The sequence below is a fragment of the Rheinheimera tilapiae genome (assembly GCF_042432165.1).
GTDB lineage: Bacteria > Pseudomonadota > Gammaproteobacteria > Enterobacterales > Alteromonadaceae > Pararheinheimera > Pararheinheimera tilapiae.
This window is the reverse complement of sequence record NZ_JBHLXP010000001.1, coordinates 769262-793525: the sequence shown is the minus strand read 5'-3', so window position 1 is coordinate 793525 and position 24264 is coordinate 769262. Positions and strand designations below refer to the sequence as shown.

Annotated in this window: 16 protein-coding genes; 7 read left to right on the top strand and 9 right to left on the bottom strand. The window is 54.5% G+C overall.

The genetic code is table 11. The features are described 5' to 3' along the window. A partial coding sequence (locus ACFFJP_RS03300) for an OsmC family protein (protein ID WP_377240493.1) occupies positions 1 to 387 on the top strand: 387 nt, incomplete at its 5' end. A gap of 105 nt (positions 388 to 492) precedes the next feature. Here ACFFJP_RS03300 and ACFFJP_RS03295 read toward each other — a convergent pair. Next, a complete protein-coding gene (locus tag ACFFJP_RS03295; protein ID WP_377240491.1) occupies positions 493 to 891 on the bottom strand; it encodes a rhodanese-like domain-containing protein in 399 nt (132 codons plus the stop codon). A gap of 208 nt (positions 892 to 1099) precedes the next feature. Between ACFFJP_RS03295 and ACFFJP_RS03290 the strand changes: the two genes are divergently transcribed. From ACFFJP_RS03290 to ACFFJP_RS03270, 5 genes are all read left to right on the top strand, one after another. After that, entirely contained in the window at positions 1100 to 2200 is a 1101-nt protein-coding gene (locus ACFFJP_RS03290; protein WP_377240489.1) for a diguanylate cyclase domain-containing protein, read from the top strand. 326 nt (positions 2201 to 2526) lie between these two features. Then, entirely contained in the window at positions 2527 to 3354 is an 828-nt protein-coding gene (locus ACFFJP_RS03285; RefSeq protein ID WP_377240487.1) for an alpha/beta fold hydrolase, read from the top strand. A gap of 3 nt (positions 3355 to 3357) precedes the next feature. Next, positions 3358 to 4254, top strand: a complete 897-nt coding sequence (locus ACFFJP_RS03280) for a GGDEF domain-containing protein (protein WP_377240485.1) — start codon at positions 3358 to 3360, stop codon at positions 4252 to 4254. A 128-nt stretch (positions 4255 to 4382) separates the two neighbouring features. Beyond that, a complete protein-coding gene (tal, locus tag ACFFJP_RS03275) occupies positions 4383 to 5324 on the top strand; it encodes a transaldolase (RefSeq protein WP_377240483.1) in 942 nt (313 codons plus the stop codon). A 399-nt stretch (positions 5325 to 5723) separates the two neighbouring features. Next, a complete protein-coding gene (locus ACFFJP_RS03270; RefSeq protein ID WP_377240481.1) occupies positions 5724 to 6263 on the top strand; it encodes an REP-associated tyrosine transposase in 540 nt (179 codons plus the stop codon). A gap of 393 nt (positions 6264 to 6656) precedes the next feature. Here the strand turns inward: ACFFJP_RS03270 and ACFFJP_RS03265 are convergent, their stop codons facing one another. The 5 genes from ACFFJP_RS03265 to ACFFJP_RS03245 all read right to left on the bottom strand — a co-directional run bounded on the left by ACFFJP_RS03265 (position 6657) and on the right by ACFFJP_RS03245 (position 14625). After that, complete coding sequence (locus ACFFJP_RS03265) at positions 6657 to 8162, bottom strand: tryptophan halogenase family protein (RefSeq protein ID WP_377240479.1); 1506 nt, start codon at positions 8160 to 8162, stop codon at positions 6657 to 6659. A 231-nt stretch (positions 8163 to 8393) separates the two neighbouring features. After that, entirely contained in the window at positions 8394 to 11747 is a 3354-nt protein-coding gene (locus ACFFJP_RS03260; RefSeq protein ID WP_377240477.1) for a TonB-dependent receptor, read from the bottom strand. A 344-nt stretch (positions 11748 to 12091) separates the two neighbouring features. Further along, positions 12092 to 12499 (bottom strand): DUF1398 domain-containing protein, encoded by a 408-nt coding sequence (locus tag ACFFJP_RS03255; protein ID WP_377240475.1) that lies wholly within the window; start codon positions 12497 to 12499, stop codon positions 12092 to 12094. 24 nt (positions 12500 to 12523) lie between these two features. Next, entirely contained in the window at positions 12524 to 12979 is a 456-nt protein-coding gene (locus tag ACFFJP_RS03250) for a MarR family winged helix-turn-helix transcriptional regulator (RefSeq protein ID WP_377240473.1), read from the bottom strand. A gap of 116 nt (positions 12980 to 13095) precedes the next feature. Further along, positions 13096 to 14625, bottom strand: coding sequence for an alpha/beta fold hydrolase (locus ACFFJP_RS03245; protein WP_377240471.1), 1530 nt, complete (start codon positions 14623 to 14625; stop codon positions 13096 to 13098). A 157-nt stretch (positions 14626 to 14782) separates the two neighbouring features. Here ACFFJP_RS03245 and ACFFJP_RS03240 point away from each other — a divergent pair, with 157 nt between their 5' ends. Beyond that, positions 14783 to 16402, top strand: a complete 1620-nt coding sequence (locus ACFFJP_RS03240; protein WP_377240469.1) for a LytR/AlgR family response regulator transcription factor — start codon at positions 14783 to 14785, stop codon at positions 16400 to 16402. 25 nt (positions 16403 to 16427) lie between these two features. Here the strand turns inward: ACFFJP_RS03240 and ACFFJP_RS03235 are convergent, their stop codons facing one another. From ACFFJP_RS03235 to ACFFJP_RS03225, 3 genes are read right to left on the bottom strand one after another with little or no spacing between them, the layout of a single operon-like run. After that, positions 16428 to 19337, bottom strand: coding sequence for an endo-1,4-beta-xylanase (locus ACFFJP_RS03235; RefSeq protein WP_377240467.1), 2910 nt, complete (start codon positions 19335 to 19337; stop codon positions 16428 to 16430). Continuing rightward, entirely contained in the window at positions 19334 to 22345 is a 3012-nt protein-coding gene (locus ACFFJP_RS03230) for a glycosyl hydrolase 115 family protein (RefSeq protein ID WP_377240465.1), read from the bottom strand. The genes ACFFJP_RS03235 and ACFFJP_RS03230 overlap by 4 nt, the downstream gene beginning before the upstream one ends. Continuing rightward, positions 22345 to 24156: a glycoside hydrolase family 43 protein gene (locus tag ACFFJP_RS03225; RefSeq protein ID WP_377240463.1), complete on the bottom strand. Its 1812-nt coding sequence runs from the start codon at positions 24154 to 24156 to the stop codon at positions 22345 to 22347. Before ACFFJP_RS03225 ends, ACFFJP_RS03230 begins: the two co-directional genes overlap by 1 nt. Positions 24157 to 24264: the final 108 nt, after the last annotated feature.

Sequence of the window (24264 nt, the reverse complement as noted above, 5' to 3'; positions counted from 1 at the left end):
GACTTTGGCGATGCAGGTCAGCTGTTCAGCGATGAGCCGCCACCGCTGGGCGAAGGTGAAGGCCCGAATCCCTCACGCTTGCTGGCTGCCGCTGTGGCCAATTGTCTGGCGGCCAGTCTGCTGTTTGCTGTACGGAAATTTAAAGAAGATCCGGGTCCTGTTACTGCGGAGGTACGCGGAGAACTTGAGCGGCAGGATGGTCGCTTGCGGATCACCAAACTGTCCGTCGACCTGCAGTTAGCGAATGACACCGCCGCAATGCCACACCTGGCCAGAGCACTAAGTCAGTTTGAAAACTTCTGTGTCGTCACGCAAAGTGTGCGCCAGGGCATAGAAGTCAGTGTCCAGGTGCGGGATAGTGATGGGCAGCTGGTGCATCAGGGCTAATCGTTTTATACAGCTGTACTCCAGTAACAAGCAACAGACATGCTTTTTACCGGCTGCAACACAGCGGTGGCCGAAATGTCTCTCGGCGCACTGCTTGCTGTGTATTCACACTTCGACCGGCAAACCTGCATCCAGCCAGGCTTGAAAACCGCCGGCAACTGAATAAACCTGCGAAAACCCCATCTGTTGCAGACTCAATGCTGCCAGGGCAGAACGGGCACCTGAACGGCAGATCAGATAGACAGGCCGGCCGGCCAGTTCGGTCAGCGCCTGCTGCGGTTCACAATGCGCTGCCACGGCCGGATGCTGATGAATTTTCATTTCCAGTACACCGCGTGGGTAATTCACGGCCCGGTCCACCCGGCCCTGCTGAAATTCGTCCGGCTCCCGCACGTCAATCAGGATGGTCTGATGATCAGCCATCAGCGTGGTTAATTGTTGTACCGATACTTCGCGGATCTGGCTACGGGCTTCTGCCACCAATTGTTGTGATGATTTGATCATGGGTTTTCCTTGTAAATGAGTAGCCAGGTACCGCTTAAAACAGCGGGCTTTGCAAACCAATAATATATTAGAATAATCTAAAATTAAATGCTACACGCCTATCGATGCCAAACATAGAGGCATGGTTTGGTTTTTGGTAAGCCGACCAGCCCGCTAACTTGGCAATCTTCGTCTAAGCTGTTGAGATCAAGCAAGTCAGAATATTTCTATGACCATCGAAGATTTTGAAAAGCAACGGAAACGACGCTTGCTGCAGGTGTTTTTCCTGACCGAAGCGATGCTGCTAATAGAAGCCGTGCATCGCTTTTTTGTTGATTCCGAACAAGCCAATGAACTGTCAGCCGCTCTGGTATTAGCCGGATTACTGCTAAGCCCAGTCTGGTTTCTGGCACAACGTGACGCATTAAAATTTGCCAGCCGCTGGTTACTGATTAGCCTGACTTTGTTGGTGACAATTCTGCTTTGGGTTTTTAACGGGTTGTCCGATGAAGCCTTACTGGGCTATCCCTGTATCCTGATGTTTGCCGCATTGATGGGGTTGCGCCGGACCTTTATCTGGATGGCGGCATTTATGGTGACGAATATGCTGGTGCTCGGTATTGGCAACGACCTGCAGTGGCTGCAGCATGAACCGATGCAAAGCAGTCTGAATTCCGCCGTGTTGCTTTGCCTCATTCTGCTGGTACTGGCCAGCAGTATTTGGCTGATGATTGGTGATTTAAATAAGCTGGTACAGGCCCTGAAAGCAGAAAATGCCAGGGTCCATCAGTCACAACAACAAATCCGCCAGCTGATTAACCACGATTCGTTGACTCGGTTACCTAACCGGATTGTTGCCCGGGAAAAATGTGAACAAGCACTGCAAATGTGTCAGCAACCTGGCCAGTTGGTCGCGCTGATGTTTATTGATTTAGATAATTTTAAGCAGGTCAATGACAGCCTTGGCCATCATGCCGGCGACCAGCTGTTACAAGCGGTTGCCAGCCAGTTATGCAGTCATCTGCGCAGCGCAGATCTGGTGTGTCGGATCAGTGGTGATGAGTTTCTGGTGCTGGCCGAAGGCTTTCACGATGAAGCCGAAGTACGGCAGCTGGCGGAAAAACTACTGGCCGCTGTCGCCACACCAATAGATTTTGGGCGACAAATACTCAGTTCTACCTGCTCCATCGGCATTGCGCTCTATCCACGCGATGGCAATGATTTTGATGTGCTCTGCCAGAGAGCCGACCTCGCGATGTATCAGGCCAAAAGCAATGGTCGCAACCATTGCGCGTTTTATACCGAAGATTCTGCAGCAGCAGACAGCTGATCCCAGGCGTAGCCGCATGTTTAGCCGGAAGCTTTGGTTTTGCGCTTCCAGCCCAAATATAACGTCAACCAGGCTCCACTAGGCTACCTGCCTTTACAAAGTTCAAGTTTTTATCGGTACATGTTCCTTGATTTAACCCCATGCACCGTGCGTTTGCTGCTGCACTAACTGCGTGAATCTTGTGCCAACAAGATGCAGCGTTCGCCAGGGTACCGATCTCAGTTGTTGTTACCTGACGTGAAATTAACCAGTCATTTGCTGCAGTGATGGCTTATAATGCTTGATGAATCAATATGTTAAATATTAGTGAACTAATCAGAGGCATAATGCACCCAAGCAGTGATATTCTCACCCGCAACAATGTCACTATCACCGGCACTGGTGAACAGGTGTTGCTGTTAGCCCATGGATTTGGCTGCAATCAGCAGATGTGGCGGTTTTTACTGCCGCTGCTGAGCCCGAATTTTCGCATCGTACTGTTTGATTATGTCGGCTCCGGTGCGTCTGACATGCAAGCCTACAATAAACAACGCTACGCATCGTTGGATGGCTATGCACTTGATATTATAGAAATTTGTGAAGCATTAGAGCTAGAGAATGTCATCCTGTGTGGTCATTCAGTCAGCAGCATTATCGGCTTATTGGCAACGCAGAAAATCCCGCAGCGGATCCGCGCACAAATCATGATCTGCCCCTCCCCTTGTTTCCTGAATTTACCGCCGGATTACCTCGGCGGTTTCGCCAAAGCCGACCTGCAGGAACTGATGGATTTGATGGATAAAAATTACATCGGCTGGGCACAGTATCTGGCGCCTTTGGTCATCGGCGATCCGGATGCGGGGCAATATAGTGCGGAGTTATCTGACAGCTTTTGCAGCACCAATCCGGTGACCGCGAAAAACTTTGCCAAAGCGACGTTTTTTTCTGACTACCGGGCTTTGTTGCCATTAAATCAACATCCGGTACTGTTGTTACAAAGTGAGCGGGATGCATTGGCGTCGTTGTTTATCGGCGAATATATGCAAGCGCACATGCCACAAAGTGAACTCCAAGTTATTGAAGCAAAAGGACATTGCCTGCATATGACTCATCCTCAACCGGTGGCGGATCAGATCCATGCGTTTTTACAACGACTCACTCAGACAATGGAATAAACCATGGTTCCGGTGTTTACGCCCGACGTCTTTCCCTGTGGCTGCCTCGTCACCACGCTCTCCGAGCAAGTGATCCTTCGGGCGAATCCGTATTTTTATCTGGAGTTCCAGCAAGCACCGAAAGCACAACAGCGTCTTAGTGATGTGCTGACTCCGGCATCAAAAATCGTGTTAGAAAGTTTTGTCATGCCGATGCTTTTGAACATGGGACATTGTGAGGAAATCCAGCTGACCATTCAGGGCAACAGTGGCGAGCGCTTGCCGGTGTTAGTCAATGCCAATGTTCAGCAGGGTGATGAACCACTGATTTTTTGGGTGATTAACAGTGCCAAGCAACGTGACAAGCTCTATCAGGAACTGGTCGACCTGAGAAATGCGTTGGAAGAGAAAGCAGAGCGCCTGGAGTTATTGTCACAGACCGACGAACTCACCGGCCTGCTCAATCGCCGCGCTTTTATCAGCCGGGCACAACTACTGCTGAAGCAGGCGCACCGGCATGACCAAACCTGTTCGTTTCTGTTATTAGATATTGACCATTTTAAGCAAATCAATGACCTGCACGGTCATGCCTGCGGTGATGCAGTGTTACGCCAGCTCGGTCAGCTGTTGCAGAAGAACTGCCGCGAGCACGACGTATTGGCGCGCATTGGCGGCGAAGAGTTTGCCATCATATGTATGGACAGCCCCACCGACTCGGCCGCCGCTTTTGCTGAAAAATTACTCAGACTGGTCAGTGCGGAACCGATCGATGGTATTGCGGTGACTGTCAGTATCGGAGTCGCCACCGCCGGACAATTGTCTTTTGAGCAACTCTACAAACAAGCGGATTTATTATTGTACGAAGCCAAACATGCCGGGCGTAATCGGCTGGTGGCTGCGTTATATCCCGCCGACATTTAACGCTTCAGTCCTGACATCCGGGTCAACCCGCTAAAAAACATAAACCGGCGATCAAAATGCGCCAATGTCAGCAGCGCCGGTACTTTGTACTGTGGTCGCAGTATTTCTTACCAGCCATGAGTGCTCTGATGAACCAACTTGAACAATTACGCAGCTTGACCACGGTCGTGGCTGATACCGGCGATATTGCCGCGATCCAACAGCTGCAGCCGACTGAAGCGACCACCAACCCGTCATTGATCCTGCAAGCCAGTCAGCTCCCGCAGTACCAGGCTTTATTACTGGACGCCTGCCGCGCCCATCCGGACTCTATAGCGGCGATTTCTGAACAGGTCACCGTCAACTTTGGCGCCGAGATCCTCAAGCATATTCCCGGCCGGGTCTCGACCGAAATCGATGCGCGGCTGTCGTTTGATTGTGCCGCCAGCGTGGCAAAAGCACACAGCATCATTGCGCGTTACGCCGCCAAAGGCATTGATAAATCGCGGGTGCTGATCAAACTCGCCGCCACTTGGCCCGGCATTCAGGCGGCAGCGGAACTGGAACAACAAGGTATCGCCTGCAATCTGACGCTGGTGTTTTCGCTGGCCCAGGCCAAAGCCTGCGCGGATGCAAATGTGACGCTGATTTCGCCTTTTGTCGGACGTATTCTGGACTGGTATAAAAAACAGCAGCCTAATACTGATTTCAGCGGCGCATCGGACCCCGGTGTACAGTCAGTCCGGCAGATTTATCAGCACTACAAAAGCCATGGCATCGGTACCGTGGTGATGGGCGCCAGCTTTCGCAATATTGACCAGATCCGCCAGCTGGCCGGCTGCGACCTGCTGACCATAGCACCGGATTTACTGAATCAGCTGCAGGCTGCAGCGGCACCGCTGCCTCGTCATTTACAACCTGATGTGGTCCGGGCCCCGGCAGCAGCCACGCCATTGACTGAAGCTGAATTCCTTTGGCAGCTGAACGAGGATGCCATGGCCTGCGAAAAACTAGCCGAAGGTATCCGTAAATTTGCCGTGGACCAAATCAAACTGGAACAGCTGTTGCAGCAGCTGCAGCAAAAACTCTGAGTGAAATCCCGGTGAGGTTTGATAGTGAGGTTTGATGGTGCAATTCGCGTCGCTCATTGCACCCTACGCTTTTTTTGACCTGACGTAGGGTGTGTAGAGCGCAGCGAAACACACCGGTTACCGCGTAACGGGTGTCGCGCACCGGTTACAGCGTAACGGCTACCATGCTTGACGGTGATCTTTGGCGGTGCAATTCGCGTCGCTCATTGCACCCTACGCTTTGTTTGACCTGACGTAGGGTGTGTAGAGCGTAGCGAAACACACCGGGTGTCACACACCGGTTACCGAGTAACGGTTACCGCATTCCGTTTACTTGGCCATGTTTCCCAAAGAACCGGCGTCCGCCCTTGACATATTGCCCTACCGAATCAAGGCTTTGTGCTGTCATGGAGGACACCAATGCCTAACTATCATCGGGCTTATCAAGCCGGCGGTTGCTATTTTTTCACCGTGAATCTGCAACAGCGTTATCCAAACGATTTGCTGGTGCGCCATATCGACGTGTTACGGGCTGCTTTCCGGGATGTCGTACAACGCCACCCTTTTGGCTTGGATGCCATCGTGATACTACCCGACCATCTGCATTGTGTGCTGACACTCCCAGCCGATGATGTTGATTACCCGACCCGCTGGCGTTTGATTAAAAGCTATTTCAGCCGGCAGCTATCGGCAACAGAACCCAGTTCTGACAATCGTCACAAACGCTACGAGCGCAATATCTGGCAACGTCGGTATTGGGAGCATCTGATCAGGGATGAACGGGATTGGCGTGCACATATTGATTATGTTCATATCAATCCGCAACATCATGGTTATGTAACACAAGTCGCCGATTGGCCGTTTTCAACCTTTCATCGTTATGTGCAACAAGGCATTTATCCGGTCGATTGGGGTGGCAGCCACGATACAGTTGCAAAAATCGCTAGCGCCGGAGAGTAAATAACCCGGTGCAATTCGCGTCGCTCATTGCACCCTACGGTAGCTCCAACAAAATGTAGGGTGTGTAGAGCGCAGCGAAACACACCGGTTACCGAGTAATGGGTGTCACACACCGGTTAGCATGCTGGCGGTGATCTTTGGCGGTGCAATTCGCGTTGCTCATTGCACCCTACGCCAGCTCTAACAAAGCGTAGGGTGTGTAGAGCGTAGCGAAACACACCGGTTAGCATGCTGGCGGTGATCTTTGGCGGTGCAATTCGCGTTGCTCATTGCACCCTACGTCAGCTTTAACAAAGCGTAGGGTGTGTAGAGCGTAGCGAAACACACCGGTTACCGCGTAACGGGTGTCGCACACCGGTTACCGCGTAACGGTTACGCGGTAACCGGCGGGCATTAATTGCGGCCGGCCTTGCAATGTTCATTGATAAATTGCTGATGGGACGGCATGTAATCGACCGATTTACGGATCACCTGGCGAATGCTGTCGAGCCGGCCCTGCAGCTCTTGCTCACTGAACATATCCACCAGCGGATGATAGCCATCCGGTACTATGCCCTGACCATACATCACTTCGAACCAGCTTAAATCGCTGAACATCTCGTTGTTGTGGCGAAAGATCCGGCCTGACGCCCGGAACTGCTGCAGCTTCTGCGTGAGCTCAGCCGGCACCGCCATCGTCCGGCAGTACTGCCAGAATGGTGAGTCGTTCCGTTGTGTTGCGTGATAATGCAGGATCAGAAAATCACGGATCCGCTCATAGTCAAAATCCATCTGGCGGTTAAATTCGTCGATATCGGCCTGCGAAAAGCCCTGCTGCGGAAAAAAGCTGAACATCTTGGCAATAGTGGCCTGGATCAGATGCAAACTGGTCGACTCCAGCGGTTCCATAAAACCACCTGATAGCCCAACGGCCAGCACATTGTTTTTCCAGAATTTTTTCCGTTTCCCAGTAACAAACCGCAGCTCGCGCGGTTCAGCCAGCGCGGCGCCATCGAGGTTTTGCAGCAAAATAGAGGTGGCTTCGTCCGACGACATAAATTTGCTGGAAAACACATGACCATTGCCGATGCGGTGCTGCAACGGAATGCGCCATTGCCAGCCGGCACTATGCGCGGTGGCGCGGGTAAATGGCCATGGCTCGCCAGCACTTTCGCACGGCACTGCAATAGCCCGGTCGCATGGCAGCCAATGCGACCAGTCGTCGTAGCCGGTTTGCAGCGCCTGCTCAATCAGCACACCATGAAACCCGGAACAATCAATAAAAAAATCAGCTTCATGCATACTGCCATCGGCCAGCTGCACCCCTTTGATAAAGCCATTGTCATGCTGATACACCTGCGCCACTTTGCCTTCGGTACGCTGTACGCCCCAGCCCTGCGCCAGCTCGCGTAAGTACAACGCGAACAAACCTGCATCAAAATGAAAGGCGTAAGCGATATTGGAAAGCGGCGAATGGCCGGCATCGATGGAGCGCATAAAGCGCCGTTCGTTGCAGGCGAGCGAACTTAAGGTGTATTCATCCAGTGGCGCGGCCTTACCGAGCGCCCGCATTTTCAGCCAATAATGATAAAACTGGATCCCTTCCATATTTTTGCCGACATCACCAAAGGCGTGATAATACCGGCTGCCGATTTCCGACCAGTTCACAAACTCGATACCGAGCTTAAAAGTGGCCTGGGTACGGCGCATAAACTCGTTTTCGTCGAGGCCAATTAAGTCGTTGTACAACATGATTTGTGGAATAGTGGCTTCGCCAACACCCACAGTGCCAATCTCGTCAGATTCAATCAGCTGGATCTCGCAATAGCGATTTTTCAGCACTTTCCCTACCGCAGCGGCCGTCATCCAGCCGGCAGAGCCACCACCTAATATGATGATTTTTTTAATTTTATTGATCATAACCACCTTGGTTCCGTTACAGCGGTGCGATAACCGTTATGTGAAACCCACCCTACAGCCGGATTTACGATCGTAGGGTGGGTAGAGCGAAGTGAAACCCACCTTATCAGCCAGATTTACGATCGTAGGGTGGGTAAAGCGAAGCGAAACCCACCTTATCAGCCGAATTTACGATCGTAGGGTGGGTAGAGCGAAGTGAAACCCACCACTCGCCCTACCGCAACGCACCAATCAGAAATTGGCCCGCATCACCAGCGCAATACGCCGATCTGAAACAAACCAGGACCGCCCGGCGGTTAAGCCAGCATCATTGAGCATCATCAGCGTTTCCGACTGCGAGTTGGTGATGTTGGTGGCCTGCAAACCGACACTAATATTGTCGAAGTTGTAGAACACCGAGCCGTCCAGCTGACCGTGGTCGTCATACCACAGCGGCGCTTTACTGATCACATCACGGGTGGTCAGCAGATACTTCGAACGCCAGTTGTAAGCAAGCCGCGCACTCCAGCCGTTTTTCTCGTACATACCAACAATGTTAAAGGTTTTATCCGATTGGCCCTGCAGCGGTACATTCGCCATGTTGACGCGGATCCCGGTGTCGGTGAAGTCATCACCGAGCCAGCTTTCATCTTCGACATCGACCTGGTTATTCGGCACACCGCCCGCATCAATGTAAGTAAAGCTGGCCTGTAAACCTAAGCCGTTAAAGGGTTCAGGCAACTGATCAAAAAATTGCTGATAGGCCAGTTCCAGACCGTCCATTTCGCCTTCACCGCCATTGATGGTGGTTGATACCAACGAGGTTTGGTTGGCGCCTGTGCTCGGATTCGTCACATTCTGCGCAAAGGCGCCCTGAATGAAATAATTTGACAGATCTTTGTGGAACAGTGTCGCACTGAGCTGGCCCACATCAGCAAAATACCATTCAATCGATGCGTCATACTGCAATGATTCCATCGGCTGCAGATAAGGGTTGCCGCCACTACCGGTCCAGGCCGGAATATAAGCCCGGGTGATCATGTTGTCTTGCGGCAGCGGCGGATTAGCCGGGTCTACCACTAACACAGGTCGTTCGGTTTGCACCGGTTCACTGCCCAGCGTCAGCCGGTTTTGCACGTCGCCCATATCTGGCAGCGCGATGGCTTTAGAGATGGCGAAACGCGTAATCAGTTCATCGGTCAACTCGACTTTGAGGTTAAAACTTGGCAACCAGGTCTTGTACTTGGATTCAGCAGTTAAACGGTCCTCAGCATCGTTGCCATAGGCCCGATCCGCATCTGGCAGGTAGTTCACCGCATCGCCAATCCAGCGGTTTTCCGGCGCTTTTAAGGCGTCTTCAACCGAGGCATATTTGCCGGCACTCAGTTGCTGATTGACCCAGGTCAGCACTTTATCTTTGGTCAGCTGCTGATTGCGCAGGCCTTCCGGCGGCAGGAAATCCGGTAGCAAATCCGGGAATGTTACGAAGCCATTGGCCTCGCGATCCAGTTCGACATACCGAATACCAAAGTTCCCGGCGTAGCGCATCGAACCGGCGTCGCCTTCAAAATTAAAGCGGGCATAAACCGCTTTGTTGGTTTCCGTGGTGTCGTTCACTTCACCCGGTGTGAAAATGCCATATTGCGCATCAACATTGCTGCGCTGCGGGTAAGGCGTCCAGTTGCCACCCGCCGATTTAAATGGCTGGCGCGCCGGATTGGCCCCCATGATCGAGCGCACATAAGCCTCTGTCATGTGGATGGTTTGATTACCCGGGATATTGGCGATACCGCCGCCATGAAAATCTGACCAGTCGACCATTTCATAATCGTTAGCGTCCAGCGGGATTTTATCCAGCCAGCCGGCAGCAGCGGCCCCTGAATATTCCGGCGCTAACGCCCCCCAGTTCCAGCTGGTCGACCGCACGGTTTGTTCCCGTTTGGCATAACGTAAACCGGCTTGCATCGAAGTCAGGATGCCGAGATTATCCAGTTCATAACTGGCATCCAGCCGGGTTGCGACCGAATCACCTTCCGAACGTTCATAGTGGTCCATCGCGCTTCTGAGGAAATACGATGTTGGGTCCTGGAAGTAGTTTTTATCACCATTGGCATCGCCGCTAAAACCCGGGTAGCCGGTGGCAAAAGCAGCCGGATTGGCATCTCGATGACCAAACCAGGGTTCCAGTAACGTCATGGTCGGCGTCGAACCTGACACATCGTATTGCTGACCAGCAAAAGCGGCGGTATGCACCACGACGTCGTCGTCCTGCGTATCGGCTTCCACCCACTGCACGTCGCCGGTCAATTTCAGTTTTTCAGTCACTTTCCACTGCAGGTTCAATGACATATCTTCAACCAGTGTGTTGGTATCCTTGATGCGGCTGTCAAACTGCGTGACATAACCAAACTGATTGCGGGCATTGGTGCCCCAGCCACGGGCGACCCGGTCGACGTTGCCGTCGGCGGCGCGCCAGCCATCGACACCCTGAACAATGCTGCCAGACTCAAACAGGCCTTGTTCATCAAATGCAAACTGAGTGCCTTCCAGCGGGCGCGACCTCCGCCCAGCGATATTGTAATAACCGCCCTGATATTTCACTGCCTGTTCATGCCAGGATAACCGGGCGTCCGAACGGATATACTGCAACGTGCCTAACAAGGTTTCGTCTTTGTTTTGCCACTGTAGCGCACTGGAAAAGCCGGTGCGTTCGCGGTCATCGAATTTTTGCAGCAGGTTGGCGGCGTTTGGCATCCAGACGGTGCCTTTATTGTCGGCACCGGCAAAAGCTTCAGCGCCAGCCAGAGTATTGGCTAAAAACGGCACATAAGCATCGGACTGGATACCATGCGATTTGCCGTAAAGCTGGGAATGGGCGGCGTTAAACAGGTAACCAATTTCGCCGCCGCTGTCTAATTCAAACCGGTCACTGAACAGACCGGACATGGTCGGGCTGCCTTTTTCTGCCAAGTCGCCATAAGACCAGTCGCCACTGATCGCAAACACCCGGCCGTCGGAATCAAAGGGTTTGCGCGTACGCAAACTGACAGTGCCGCCAATGCCGCCCTCAATCATATCCGCCGTTTGGTTTTTAAAGATATCAACGCCGCCCATCAGTTCAGGCGATACGTCCTGAAACGACAGACCGCGGCCTGAGTTGGCGGTGAAAGAATCCCGGCCATTAAACTCACTGCGGGTTTGTGTCATGCCACGGATAATGGCGCCACTGCCTTCGACGCTGAAATGGTCCGGATCATCCGGGCCGGCAAAACGCTCGACCGAAACCCCCGGCACGCGTTGGATAGCCTCCAACACGCTGCGATCCGGCAGCACTCCGATATCTTCTGCCGAAATGCCATCAATGATCGTGTCCGCCAGCCGCTTGATATTCTGTGCGCTTTGTAAATTGGCACGGGTGCCTTTGACTTCAATCACTTCGACGCTGGCTTCGTCTTTGGTCTTTTTGCTGTCCGCTGGCGCGGCTTGTTGGGCATAAGCGCCAACAGACAACCCCAGCATTGCCATCGCCAGCACCGAGCGTTTAAACGCCGGTCGTTTTGAAGCAGACCGCTGTGCAGTCTGCTGGTATAAATCGCCTTTCCTCATCGCTTGTGTCTCCGCACTTATTCTTGTTTTTTGCCAGTGCGAAAAATTCGGGGACAGCCCAATCCCGACACACAATCGCCTGACTCATTGATATCGCAGCAGTTTCTGGTGTGTTTTGTATCGTTCATCTCCATCTGATCCGACATTGTTAACACCAGCGCTGGCCGATCTGATATTGCGGGGCGATGACAAAGCGGTCAAACCAAGTGGCAAAAAACGCAAAAGAGAAAACATAAAACGCACGGGGTCAGCGGATGGGCAAGGTAGTTGAGTGGGTATGACAGCCAGCGACTTCGGCAGGTCCGAGCGAAAACCGAACCTGTCGATTATCTGGTGGTTCGTGGTTAATCGGGAAAACGTTCAATATGGACTTCACCGCGGCGGCCAAAATAGCTGACATGGCGGCCCGCGATCCAGACGGTATAGCCGATACAACCAGCTTGCTGAGACAACAATTTAAACTCGGGATACATCACAGTTCCTTGCTGCGCACCACGGATCGCGGCGCGCAGCGCGTCGGTACTGAATGTGTCGGCAATACCCTGCTCTGGCTTAGCAAAATCTAAGTCGACAGTCTCGCCGGAAGGCAGATAATAAGTTGCACGACCGGCCCGGTAGTCCACCTGATAGGCTTCGACACCGACACTGAACAACTGGCCAATCACCTGGCCAAAATGAATGGTGCCGTTGTTCGACGCGGCAAATGTAGCCTGGATCAGCGCCCGGCAACTTTCTTTAAGCGGTTGAGTCATCAGATACCTCTAATTAAATAAAAATCAGTTGGTTGGAATTTCAGTCAGTTGATGATGCAATACCAGCGCCTGCATGCTCTGCAGCAACATCTGTTGTTCAGCGGGTGTGAGATGGCCAAAAAAGTGCTGATCATTGGCATCGGCCAGGGCTGCCAACACCGGCACCAGTGCTGAGCCCTCTGGTGTCAGCACCAGGCATTGTTCGCGCGCTTTGCCTTCAGCCAATTGACGCACCGCATAGCCTTTTTCTTCCAGCCGGCTCATCACTTTGGACGCCGCGCCTTTAGTCATCCCCAGCGCTTCAATCAGGGCTGCATGGCTGGTACCGGGTTGCTGCCATAAAGTACGCAGTGCGACCCATTCGCTGAGAGTCACGCCTTTTTCTTCTAATAATTTCTGAAACCGCATCGAGACATGGTTGGAGACAAAGCGCAGCCAAAAACCGAGGTGCGCTTGTAATGGAGCAGCAGTAGTGGTCATATTTAGGATTCCATGGAAACTTAAGTGAATATTAGTTTCCGCGGAAACACATGTCAATACTTAAATGATGCCGAACAACTACAGCGCGTTGCTGATCCGGCACGCATTGATCGCTGTTACAGGCCAAGATGAGGCACCGGCAACTCTATCTGCTGCTGACTGACCTTGCCGCTGTAGATAAATTGCTGGATCACCGCAAGCACTTCAGGCGAGCTTTCCAGCAGGTTATGCCCGCCATATTGCACTGTGACCTGCTGGCGTGCGGTTAATCCGGCGACCGCCTGGTGTTGCTCCGCCAGGTAAGTGCGGCCATCGAGCGTGCCGCTCAGCACCAGCGTCGGAATAGCATGGCTGGCTTCCTGGCGGAATGCGTCGCCAAGGTCTAAACCGGGCACAATATTGCTCAGCTGCGGTACCGGGAAATTCAGCATACCGCCGAGCAAAGCGGAAGGCTGCTGCTGGTTGAACTGCTGTAAACGCGCTGGTGAAATACCAGAAGCGACATCCATCATTAATGACATCATCTGCAGTTCAATTGGCCCCGCGATATAACCATCCAGCAGACCTGTGCCCAGGATCTCTGCCAGCACCGGTTTCATCGCCTCCGGTTGCGCCTGCAAGCCCTGATACAACTGCAGCAATCTACCTATGCGCTGGTTAGGGTCGGCCAGCGACATCGACGTCAGCAGTTGCAGATGCAATCGTTGAAACAAAAAGTCGCGACTGCTGCCATCGGCTTGTTTCAGGCTCAGCAGCAGTGGCGTTTTGTCGAGCTGCGTCAGGACCTGCTGCATCAACGCGGCAATATCCGGAAAACGTGCCTGCAATGCCGGGTCCAGCGCAATCCGCTGCTGCAGACGCGTCAAATACAGCTGGGTCTGTGCCGGCATTTTCACTGTCTGGTCCAGACCTTCCACACTGGCCAGCACCAGTTTGTCGAGCCGCTGCGGGAACAGCTTGCTGGCTGCCAATGCTAAATGCGTGCCGTAAGAAATGCCCCACAGCGTCACTTTGTCAGCGCCCAAATGCTGGCGCAGTGCATCGAGGTCTAACGCGTTCTGCACTGTGGTATAGCCCAGCAGATCGACCCCTTGCTGCTGCCAGCGTTGTTGGCACTCGGCTGCAGCCTGCTGGTACAGTGCGGCAAATCGCGGCTCGTCGATCCGCTGATTGGTCGGCACCACAACAGACGACTGGCAAGGTTTCACGTCAGCCGACAGGCCGGCACCACGCTGATCCAGCGCAATCACATCGGCCTGAGCGGTCAAACCGGTAAACAATGGAAAACGCGGGCCTTTCGCGGTATGAATGCCGGAACCACCGGGGCCACCAGACAGATAGATAATCGGCGAGCCCGGTTGCTCTGTTGTGGCCGGGAAACGCACATAATGCAGTTTCAGCAAGCGACTGCCAGCGCGCTGCCGGTTCTCCGGCACTAAAAAGAAACCGCGAAAGGCATCGGTGCTTTCGCCATTGCCGGCAGTGAAGCGAAACGCCGTTTCATTAGCATACCGCTGCGCTTTGCTGTCCGCGGCCAGACTTTGCGCGCTTTGACCGGCCATCAGTAAACCCATCACAGCTAACACTATATTCCGCGGCAGCGGGCGGCGGGACAAACTACTTGTCGATAGACATTTCAATAACATAACATGCACTCCTTGGTTAACTTTCCCGCAGTAAAACAAGGCTGGAACTGATCCGCGAGCTGTCATCTGCCAACGGTAGGATGTTTTGCAGCGGCGGCGCTGAACGGTCGTGTTTTTTCCGCTAAACGGCAGCGCTTTTCTGCCACCGGAGCCATCGATGCAGACCTTTGCCCTGCCCCGCAAGCAGCTGGCCCGCAGCAGTGCGCTGGCTGTGCTGCTGATCATCCTGTTCAGCTGTTTTGCGCTGGTGCTGCACCAACCGCGCGCGCTGCCGCAATTGCAGGAGTTAACCATTAAAGCCTGGTGTGATGGCGGGCAATTCCAGACTATCCCCAGCAGTTTCAGCGTGGCAGGCTGCCAGCAGCAGGCCGCGCAGCCGGCCGATCCACAGGGCCGCTTGCTGTGGTTAGAACTGCCGTTTGAACTGCCCTCCGGTGCCACCGAGCAACCGCTGGCGCTGTTTAATTTTGCCAAAGCCTCCAGCGCTGTGTATTTAAACGGCCAATTGGTGGGGCAAAATGGCCAGCCCGGTGATGCCGCCACTGAAATCGCCGGCCAGATGGACAGTCGGATTTACTTGCCGTCCAAGTTGCTGCGCACCGGCAGCAATCAACTGGTTTTGTTGATGTCGGCACAACAAGGCTGGTTCAGACTGGCGCAGCCGATCCACTTTATTGGCATTGGCCCTTATAGCGATGTCAGTGTCTATCTGCAGCAATACACCGGCCTGGGTTTGTTAATCCTTGGCGTGTTATGCACCGGCCTGTTGTATTTCAGTGCGTTGGCATTGCTTGGCAATAGCGCAGCGGCTCTTTCTGGTGATACAGCGCGTGGCCAGGATGCGTTGCTGGCGCTGTTGTGTCTTTGTGCTGCGGCGCAGTTATGGCTGGAAATGAGCCGGGGACTGCTCGGTTATCCGTATCCACTGCATGAGTTGCGGCTTTGCGCCATTTTGTTGTGCGCCTGCGGCTTTGGTTTTGCATTATTGTGGCTCACGCTGCTGCGTTATCAGCCACAGCGCTGGCGCTTCTGGACGCTGCTGACGTTGCTGGTGCTGCTGCCGGTGCTGTGGTGGCTGGATAGCTTTGATGGCCGCATCGCTATCGCGACGTTATTACCGGCCGCTTTGGCGGCCCTGATCGCCGCCGTCCACTGGTATCAGGCGGAGCACAAAGATACTGCAAGCACAGAAGGCGCCGGTACCAGTGCCGTGTTGCTACTGCTTTATCTGATCCTGGCGGTGGTGCTAAACGGTATTTTTCAGGAAATTCTGGCGTTTTTGCTGGTGACTTTGCTGCTCTGTGGCCTCTTTATCGAGCAGGCGCTGCAACGTCAGCAACAACTCAGACAGCAACTTGCCGATCAACAACTGATCCTGCAACTTCAATTGCAATTACAGCAAAATCAAAGCGCTACGCCCAAAGCCAGTCTGACCTTAACCAGTGCCGGCAAGGTGCAGCGGCTGCTGGCAGATGACATTGCCTATTGTCAGGCCGCGCGTGATTACAGTGAGATCTGGCTTACGGATGGTCGGCAACATTTGTACAGCGGTACGATCAAGGCGCTGGAACAGGAATTACCCGGTCACTTTATCCGCGTGCACCGCTCTTACCTGGTCAATGCACATCAGGTCCGGCAATTTCGCACCACCACGGACGCCGATAGCGGCAGTGGCGCTGTGTTAATTCTGGCCAGTGGCCAGCAAGTCCCGGTCAGCCGGCGCTTAATCCCGGCGGTGCGCAGTGCCATGCTGACTCCTGCTGCGACGAGCAGCTAGCGAGCACAGAGGGCCGGTGAGCCCGTCAGTTCAGCAACGCCGCTAATACATACACCAGCGGCGCATTCCAGTTAATCGCCACTTCGTTACTGGCGTAGCTGCATTCGGTGTCACTATAAGATTTGGCCGGCGCTTTGGACGGATAGACACAGCCGTCCTGCTGGCCCGGATTGGCACCACCGGCGAGCCAGCCTGGCACCGGCGCAGTCACCCCATCCGCCTCTGACGGCCGGTGATGCAGATGCTGCGGCGTTTTGCTGCCAAAACCACTGACATAGCTGTAGCCGGTCGGATTGCGGCCCAGCACATAATCGACTAAACCCTGAGCTGCCTGCTGATATTGCTGCTGTTGAATCTTGCCCGCGGCATCTGTGCCTAACAGCCGAGCGCTTTGTAATAACAGCATGGCTTTATTCAGCGCCACGGCATTACTGCCCCAGACAAAATCGTTTTCCACCAGCGCCAGCGCTGCCGGCGATTGCTGCTGTTGCCGGACAAATTCATTGGCCAGCCCGGTCATTTGCTGTTGCAAGGTTGCCCGCAGTGCTGCCGGGACAACGGGCGTCACGGCGAGTTCTGCCACGACCAGCGCCAGCGGATTGGCCCAGCCGGCGACCTGTAATGGCCCGGCTTTTTGCCTAAAAGCTTCAAAAGCCGCCAGATAGTCGGCCCGGCCGTTTTGCAGATACAAAGCACCGGCGGCAAATGCGAACTCGTCGCTCAGCACATCGTCGCCATAAGCACCGGTTTTCACATCAGCTGGTTGCCGGTACACCACGTCAGGATGAGCGAGTGCCCAGCGCCAGGCAGCTTCGGCACTTTTGGCATAATCAACCGCGCGCGTTGCATAGCCGGCGGCCTGAGCTTGGTCAGCCGGAAATGCCGCCAACACCCGGCTGGCTTTGGCCAAAACCGCAGCGTAATTCAGCGCCGCCGCCGTAGTTTTTTGCACGACAAAACGTGGTTTAGTGGCATCTTTTGGCATCACCACGCCATCAAACGTCAGATTGGTCAGTTTGTGATAGACGCCGCCGTCAAACGGGTCCTGCATCGCCCGCAGCCAGTCGAGGTTCCACTGCACTTCAGCCAGCAGGTCCGGCATGGCATTTTTTGCTGAACCTAAGCCCGACTCCGGGATCTGCCATTGCCTGTTGGCATAAAAGGCCGGGAAGTCGCTATAGGCCTGCAGCAAGGTGTAAGTCGATACGCCGGAGTTCACCACATATTTGTTGTAATCACCGGCGTCATACCAGCCTTTTGGCGCTGAAAACTGCGTCCCGGCCGGACGGCTGGCCGAAGCTGCCGAGGCGTGCACAATCACCTGCTCATCCGGATGACCGGCCGCTCTGGCATAGGGCCCGGCGTGTTCCGGGCTTAACGCCGTCGACGCGCGGTTAAAATAAAACGCTTTGATGGCGCCATCATGCACAGCGCTGTAAACCGCTGGCGCCACCCGAAATGGCGTCAGCGGGCAGTCGTTTTGTAATTGCAGCTGATAAAAACCCGGTTGCTGCAGTGCGCTGAAATCCAGCGTCGCGACCTTTTCCGCAGCTAATCGCCGATCAGCCGGCGCTGTTAACGCCCAGTCAGCAGGCGCTGAGCTTTGCCCCGCAAACACCACAGTACCGCTGGCATCAAAGATGCGGAACTGCTGCGGCGCGATTGCGCCTTGTACCAGCGCCTGCTTGCTGGCTGACGGCAAATAGCCGGTTTGATTGACCTGCACCACTGCGCATGATGTACCGAACTGTTGCGCCAGCTGCGTTAATACCGCCACCACAGGTTTGGCCTGCTGTTGCCGGTCAAATAACAGCGGGTAGTCGGTGCGGCCCAGCATCGGGAAATTGTTCAGCCAACTCTCCGCATCATGCACGCCCCACAAAGTCACTCGATTGATACTGGCCTGATATTTTAAAAATAACCGGAATAAATCGACATATCGCTGGCTATGCTGTGCCGCCACATCTGCCGGCAAACCGGCGGCATAAGGGTTTAACTTTTGCTCCAGCGCCAGCTTATGCGAAATCTCAGCGCCGCCGGCCACTTGCTCGGGCCAGGGCAACACTGAGATATCAAGCTCGGTAATCATTACCTGAGCGCCGGTCGCGGCATAAGCGCGGATTGAGTCTTCCACCTCGCTCAGTAGCGGTGACTGCAGTCCATAATGGCCTTGCATACCAATACCAGCCACGCGGATACCGGCGTCCTGCAGTTGTTTCACCAGCCTCAGCACGCCCTGGCGTTTTTCCGGTTTATACAGGTTAAAGTCGTTGTAATAGAGCTCTACCGCCGGGTCGACTTCCTGTGCCAGCCGAAAAGCGGTGAGGATATAGTCATCGCCAAGGATTTGTCGCCATTCGCTGTTACGCAGGCTACCGTCTTCATTCAGCGCTTCATTGACCACGTCCCAGCCTTTGATTTGGCCGCGATAACGCCCGACCACAGTCTGAATATGCCGGCTCAGCCTTTCTAACAGCAACGCTTTGCTGGCCGGCTGACCGTCAGGACCACGGAATACCCAGGCCGGCGTTTGTTGATGCCAAAGCAAAGTATGCCCAATCACCACACTGCCCTGCGCCTTGGCCAGTGCTACCAGCGCATCACTGCCGCTAAAATCAAACTGGCCCTCCACGGGTTCAATGTTTTCCCATTTCATCAAGTTAGCGGCGGTCAGACTATTAAAATGCTGCGCGAGCAGCGGCTGAATGCTGCTTTCAGCGCCGCTGATTTGTGCCTGACTCAGCGCTGTTCCCAGCAGAAAATATGGCGCAAAAGCATGGCGCAGGCCGGTTGCAGTGGCAGGCTCTGCTGCCATTTGCTTCGCGGCTGTTTGTTCAGGCTGGCTTGGCTCACCGGCACAGCCACTGAGGCCCGCCAATAGCGGACTACACAAAGTGATGGCGCAAAAAGTCCTGGATAAAAAACGCAGTTTCATTGGTTCTCCTGTGGATGCAAGCGGCGGCTCTGCACCGGCCCTACATAACCCGGCTGTAATCCGCCGGTATCAATAGTGATTTTTTGCAACACCACTGCCGGGTCGACCAGATAAACCCGGAGTTGATGTAAACCCGGGCTGGCGACCTGCAGCCGGTGACCGAGGATACGGATATTATCCAGCACCGATTGCTGCCAAACTTTGTCGTCGTAATTGGCCATCAGATCCAGTAGCTGTGGCTCTGCATCGTCGAGCGCGACCGCCAACCGCACGCCACGGCCCGGCGTGATTTGCAGCGCCGGTGACAGATATAACTGCAGATTAAATTCGCCGGCCTGCTGGAAATACAACGGGAACAGCAAGTGCGGCGCTTGTTTGATGGCGGCCGGGCTTGTATCGACAAGCTGATCCGCTGGCGTCACCGCCACCATGCTGCCCGCCTGCTCATCCAGCAAGAAACGACCGAGACCTGCGACCTGCTGCCAATAGCGTTCTGTACTGTTGCCTTGTACCTGTGCACTGCTGGCGTTGACTGCAATATAACCATCGGCGTCAGCAAAAGGCGCGTTCTGCCGTGCGGCCAATGCCGGCTGAATGGCCGGCGCGCGCGCGGCCGGGCTATCCAGTGCTGTCACTTTGATTTTGGCCCAGCCATAGCCGGTACCTTTGACCCAGACTTCTGCCTGATTCAGCCCCGGTTGGGTTTTGCTCCAGTCGATGCTGACTTTGAGCGGATAAGAGGTTTTCACTTCAGCTTGGCTGGCGCTGATTTGTAGCCAGCCTGCCTTGTTCTTACCAGAACTGGCATCAACCACTTTGGCTTCAAACTGAAATGGCTGGCTGCCACGATTAAATATATCAATGACACGTTGCTGCATGCCCAACCGGTCAAACCGCGGCAGCGTCAGGCTATGCCCTAAATCATCACTTTGCGGCCAACTTGCGCTTGAACCTTCAGCCGCCACACCCATATCCGCCGCTTCGATAGGCTGGTTAGTAAGTAAAACGGGCATGGTGTTAGCTTCCGGATTGCGCCAATACCGAAGGCCAATATGCGGCTGCGCCATCAACTGATCCCAGCGGCCAGTTTTATCCGACGTGCTGCCGATGGCGTGATAACGCGCCGTTAAAGCGGCATCGCGGTCAAACCAGCGTTTGACGTCAGCTGCGGCGGCATTGGTTTCGCGCCTCCCTTGACTCGCCAATAACTGATTACGCGCCTCGGCGTGATACAACTCAAACAAGGCCTGCGTCGCCTGTACCGGATGATCGACCAGCTGAATAAAGGCATCCTGTTGATTTTTAGGCAATTTAGCCAACAATGTGCTCGAGCGCGCGGCCAGATCAGCCAGCTCTGTACTGACCCGCGCAGCTTCCTGATTAGCCAGCAGCGGATAACTCTGGGCCGTCATCGCTTCAGGCCGGCGCCGGCCATTATGGCGGCTATAGCCTTCCAGTAACCAGGCGATCTCTGTCGAATGCTCAGGGCCAAACTGCTGGGTGGCAAAATCGCGGGCATATTGTTCGAGGTTGCCGGCAGTAAACTGTGTCGGGTTCCAGGCCATCCGTAGGAAAAAGTCGATCGGATACTCCATCGGTTTTAAATCGCCGACATTGACTATCCAGATGCGGTCGGCCTGATAACGCCAGGCCAGCTCCATTTGCTGCCAGATTTTGGCGATGGGTGTGGAGTTGATCCAGGTGTAAGAACGTGGCCCGCCAACATAATCAAAATGGTAATAAACCCCGGCGCCGCCACTGCGGTTGCGCTCATCCAAGGTCGGCAGGCGACGTAAATGACCGAAGTTATCGTCGGACCATAATAGCGTCACATCTTCCGGCACCCGCATGCCGCGCTCATAAAAGCCCTGCACTTCTTTATACAAAGCCCAGACTTGCGGTACTGTGCTGACGTCGCGGTTTTTGAAGGTTTCAGCCAGAATTTGCCGCTGATCCGCGACAATTTTTTCCAGCAAACCGATATTTTCACCTTCACTCATCGGCTCGTCTTCCTGACCGCGCATGCCAAGCGTAAAGATACTTTCTAAGTTTTTGTGCCGCGCCGCCCCGTGCTGCCAGAACTGATAAATCGCCTCGCGGTTTTTCGAGTACTCCCACGGGCCTTTGCCATAACGGTTCCATTCTTTGTCGGCGCGCATCATCGGCTCGTGGTGGCTGTTGCTCATCACGATGCCCATTTCGTCGGCAACAATAGCGTTTTGCGGGTCGTCGTCGGCAAAAGCGTTATTCCACATCGCGGGCCAAAGAAAATTAGCTTTGAGCCGCAGCAACAGTTCAAAGACCTGCTGATAAAACTGATGGTTATAACCGCCGTATTTTTGCATGACCCAGCTGGTTAACGCCGGGTATTCGTCGTTGAGGAAAATACCGCGGTATTTGACTTTTGGCGCGTCCACTTTAAACGTGCCGGCTTTGATATACAGCATCTTGCTGGTTTTTACCGGCACATCAGCCCACCAGACCCAGGGCGACACGCCCATCTGCTCGGCCAGATCATAGACTCCAAAAATTGCGCCGCGCTTGTCGCTGCCGGCGATCACCAGCGCCTGGCGGATGCCCGGCAGCGGCGCTTCAACCAGGCTGATTTGGAAGGCTTCCCAGCGGCCTTTGATGGCACTGACATCGAGTTTGCCGCGCTGAACCAAGTCCGCCAGTAAGGCGGATTGGTCCAGACTGCCGACAATCAGCGCCAGCCCCTGTTCAGTGCCAGCTACAACGCTGTGCAGCATCGGCAGCTGCCGGCCCGTCACTTTGCGGATATCCTGCTGCAAAGTTGCGACGGCGCGTAACAAACCTTTGTGGTCCTGCCGATCTACCAGCATTTTCGTAGCCGTCTGCTCGCCGACCAGCGCAAAATCAGCGGGGCTCGCTGGCTCCGTCACTACATAAGGCACAGCGGCGGGCGCAGGCTCAGCGGCTAGCGCCAGGCTGCCGCACCACCACAGGCAGAACGCCGCTGCACCGAAGACAGAAAGCCCCGACCGCATCAGGGTTTATCCGTCGCGGGCACTGTCTGCATGACCGCAGGTTCCAGCCGGCTATGCATACCGAGCATAGTGCCAACAAACCCTTTGGCGACCTGTGTACTGAGGATTTTGCCGTCAAACACCGCGCCTTGCGGGCTGGTCAAAGGCTGCCAGTCAGCTTTGGCATGATCACCGCCCACGCCACCCAGCGCATAGAAGAACCGCACTTCACCTTTGTCACCGCTAATTTTCAGCTGGATCTGTTGCTGCGATCCCTTCACCACCTGACTCAGCATTTGCTGCGGAGCTGCGCCTGCGGCTTGTTCGAGGAAGATCTCAGCCCCATCCGGATGATGACGTAAGCCGAGATAATAGTGATATTGCTCGTTCTGGAACGCGGCTATTCCGGCAGAGCTGCCGGCCGCTGGCACTGTCAGTGCCGTGCTGGCGTCATAATGCAGATGCTGCTGCCGCCGTGCGACAAAGGCCGGTTGCTCCATAGTCGCCAGCGTCGCAGCCGGCTTCAGGTTTAACTGCTGGCCGTCAAGTGTGAAGCGGGCTTTGCTGTGTTCCCGCAGCTGGTACCAGTGTTTGCTGAGCGTCGCTGCGGTGAATTCATCGCGCCAGCTGAAATTGCCGGTTAGCGGGTCGGCGACTTTCGGCATTTTACCGGCGAGGCTGGCAGGCAGCGCCGGCCGCATCGGGATCACTTCGCCTTGTGGCAGAATCATCGGCCAGCCATCCTGCCAGCTGACCGGTAATAAAAAGGTCTCACGACCGGCATTAAAATACTGCTCGTCATAGGCGCGCGTTGCCAGAAACACCGCCCACCAACTACCATCTGCCAGCTGGACAAAATCAGCATGGCCGGCGGTGGTCACCGGATCGGGCCGGTTCGGCGCCAAATCACGCTGTGTCAGGATCGGGTTTTTCTCCCAGGGCACAAAGGGCTCGTTCAGGCTTTTGCTGCGAAACACCACCTCAGAATGCTGGTCGGCGGTGCCGCCCTCGGCGCAGATCAGATAATACCAACCGTTGTGTTTAATCAGGTGCGGCGCTTCAATCCAGATTGGTTTTTTCGCCAAATCCACGCCGCCATTGACCAGCAGTTTTTTCGAATCTTTCAGCACGGCTTTTTGCACCGGATCGTATTGCCACATCCAGATAGCGCGATGGCCTTCGTACAGCGCTTCACCCGGCGCTTCGGCATTGTGGGTGATATAGACCTTGCCGTCGTCGTCAAAAAAGATATCCGGATCTATGCCCGGCACTTCCGGCAACCAAATCGGATCGGACCAGGGACCGGCCGGATCGGTTGCGGTCATAATAAAATTGCCGCCTTTGGTGGTCTGGGTCGCGACTGTGGTGTTAATCAGATAAAACACACCATCGTGATAACGGATAGTAGGCGCATAAATGCCCTGCGAGATTTGCTGGCCGCGCATATCAAACTGCGAATTCCGTTCCAGCGCATGGCCAATCAGCTGCCAGTTCACCAGATCTTTACTGTGCAAAATCGGCAGGCCCGGCGTCATGACAAAAGACGACACCGCCATGTAAAAATCTTCAGAGCCGTCGGCATTGGTTCTTTTGGTGATGGTCGGGTCTGGGAAATAACCGGCCAGTACCGGGTTCTGGTAAGTGCCGGCGGTGACAGGCGGAACGAACTGCGGGTCACGACCTTCATAGCTAAACCAGTCAAATGCAGCAGCAGGTAAGGCCTGGACAACAGGCGTTGCCGTCGCGGCCGGGGCAGCCACCTTGGCATCCTGACAGGCACACAGGCCCAGGCCAAGCAAAGCGGCCGACGTAAATTTCAGTGTTAAATTCATCAGTGTATCTCCATTTTTCCTGATGAATTAGAAGGAAAAAACCGCCAGACAGCAATGCTTTGGCGGTTATGAAAACACATCAGCACTGTGCGATTTTTGGCCGGGGTT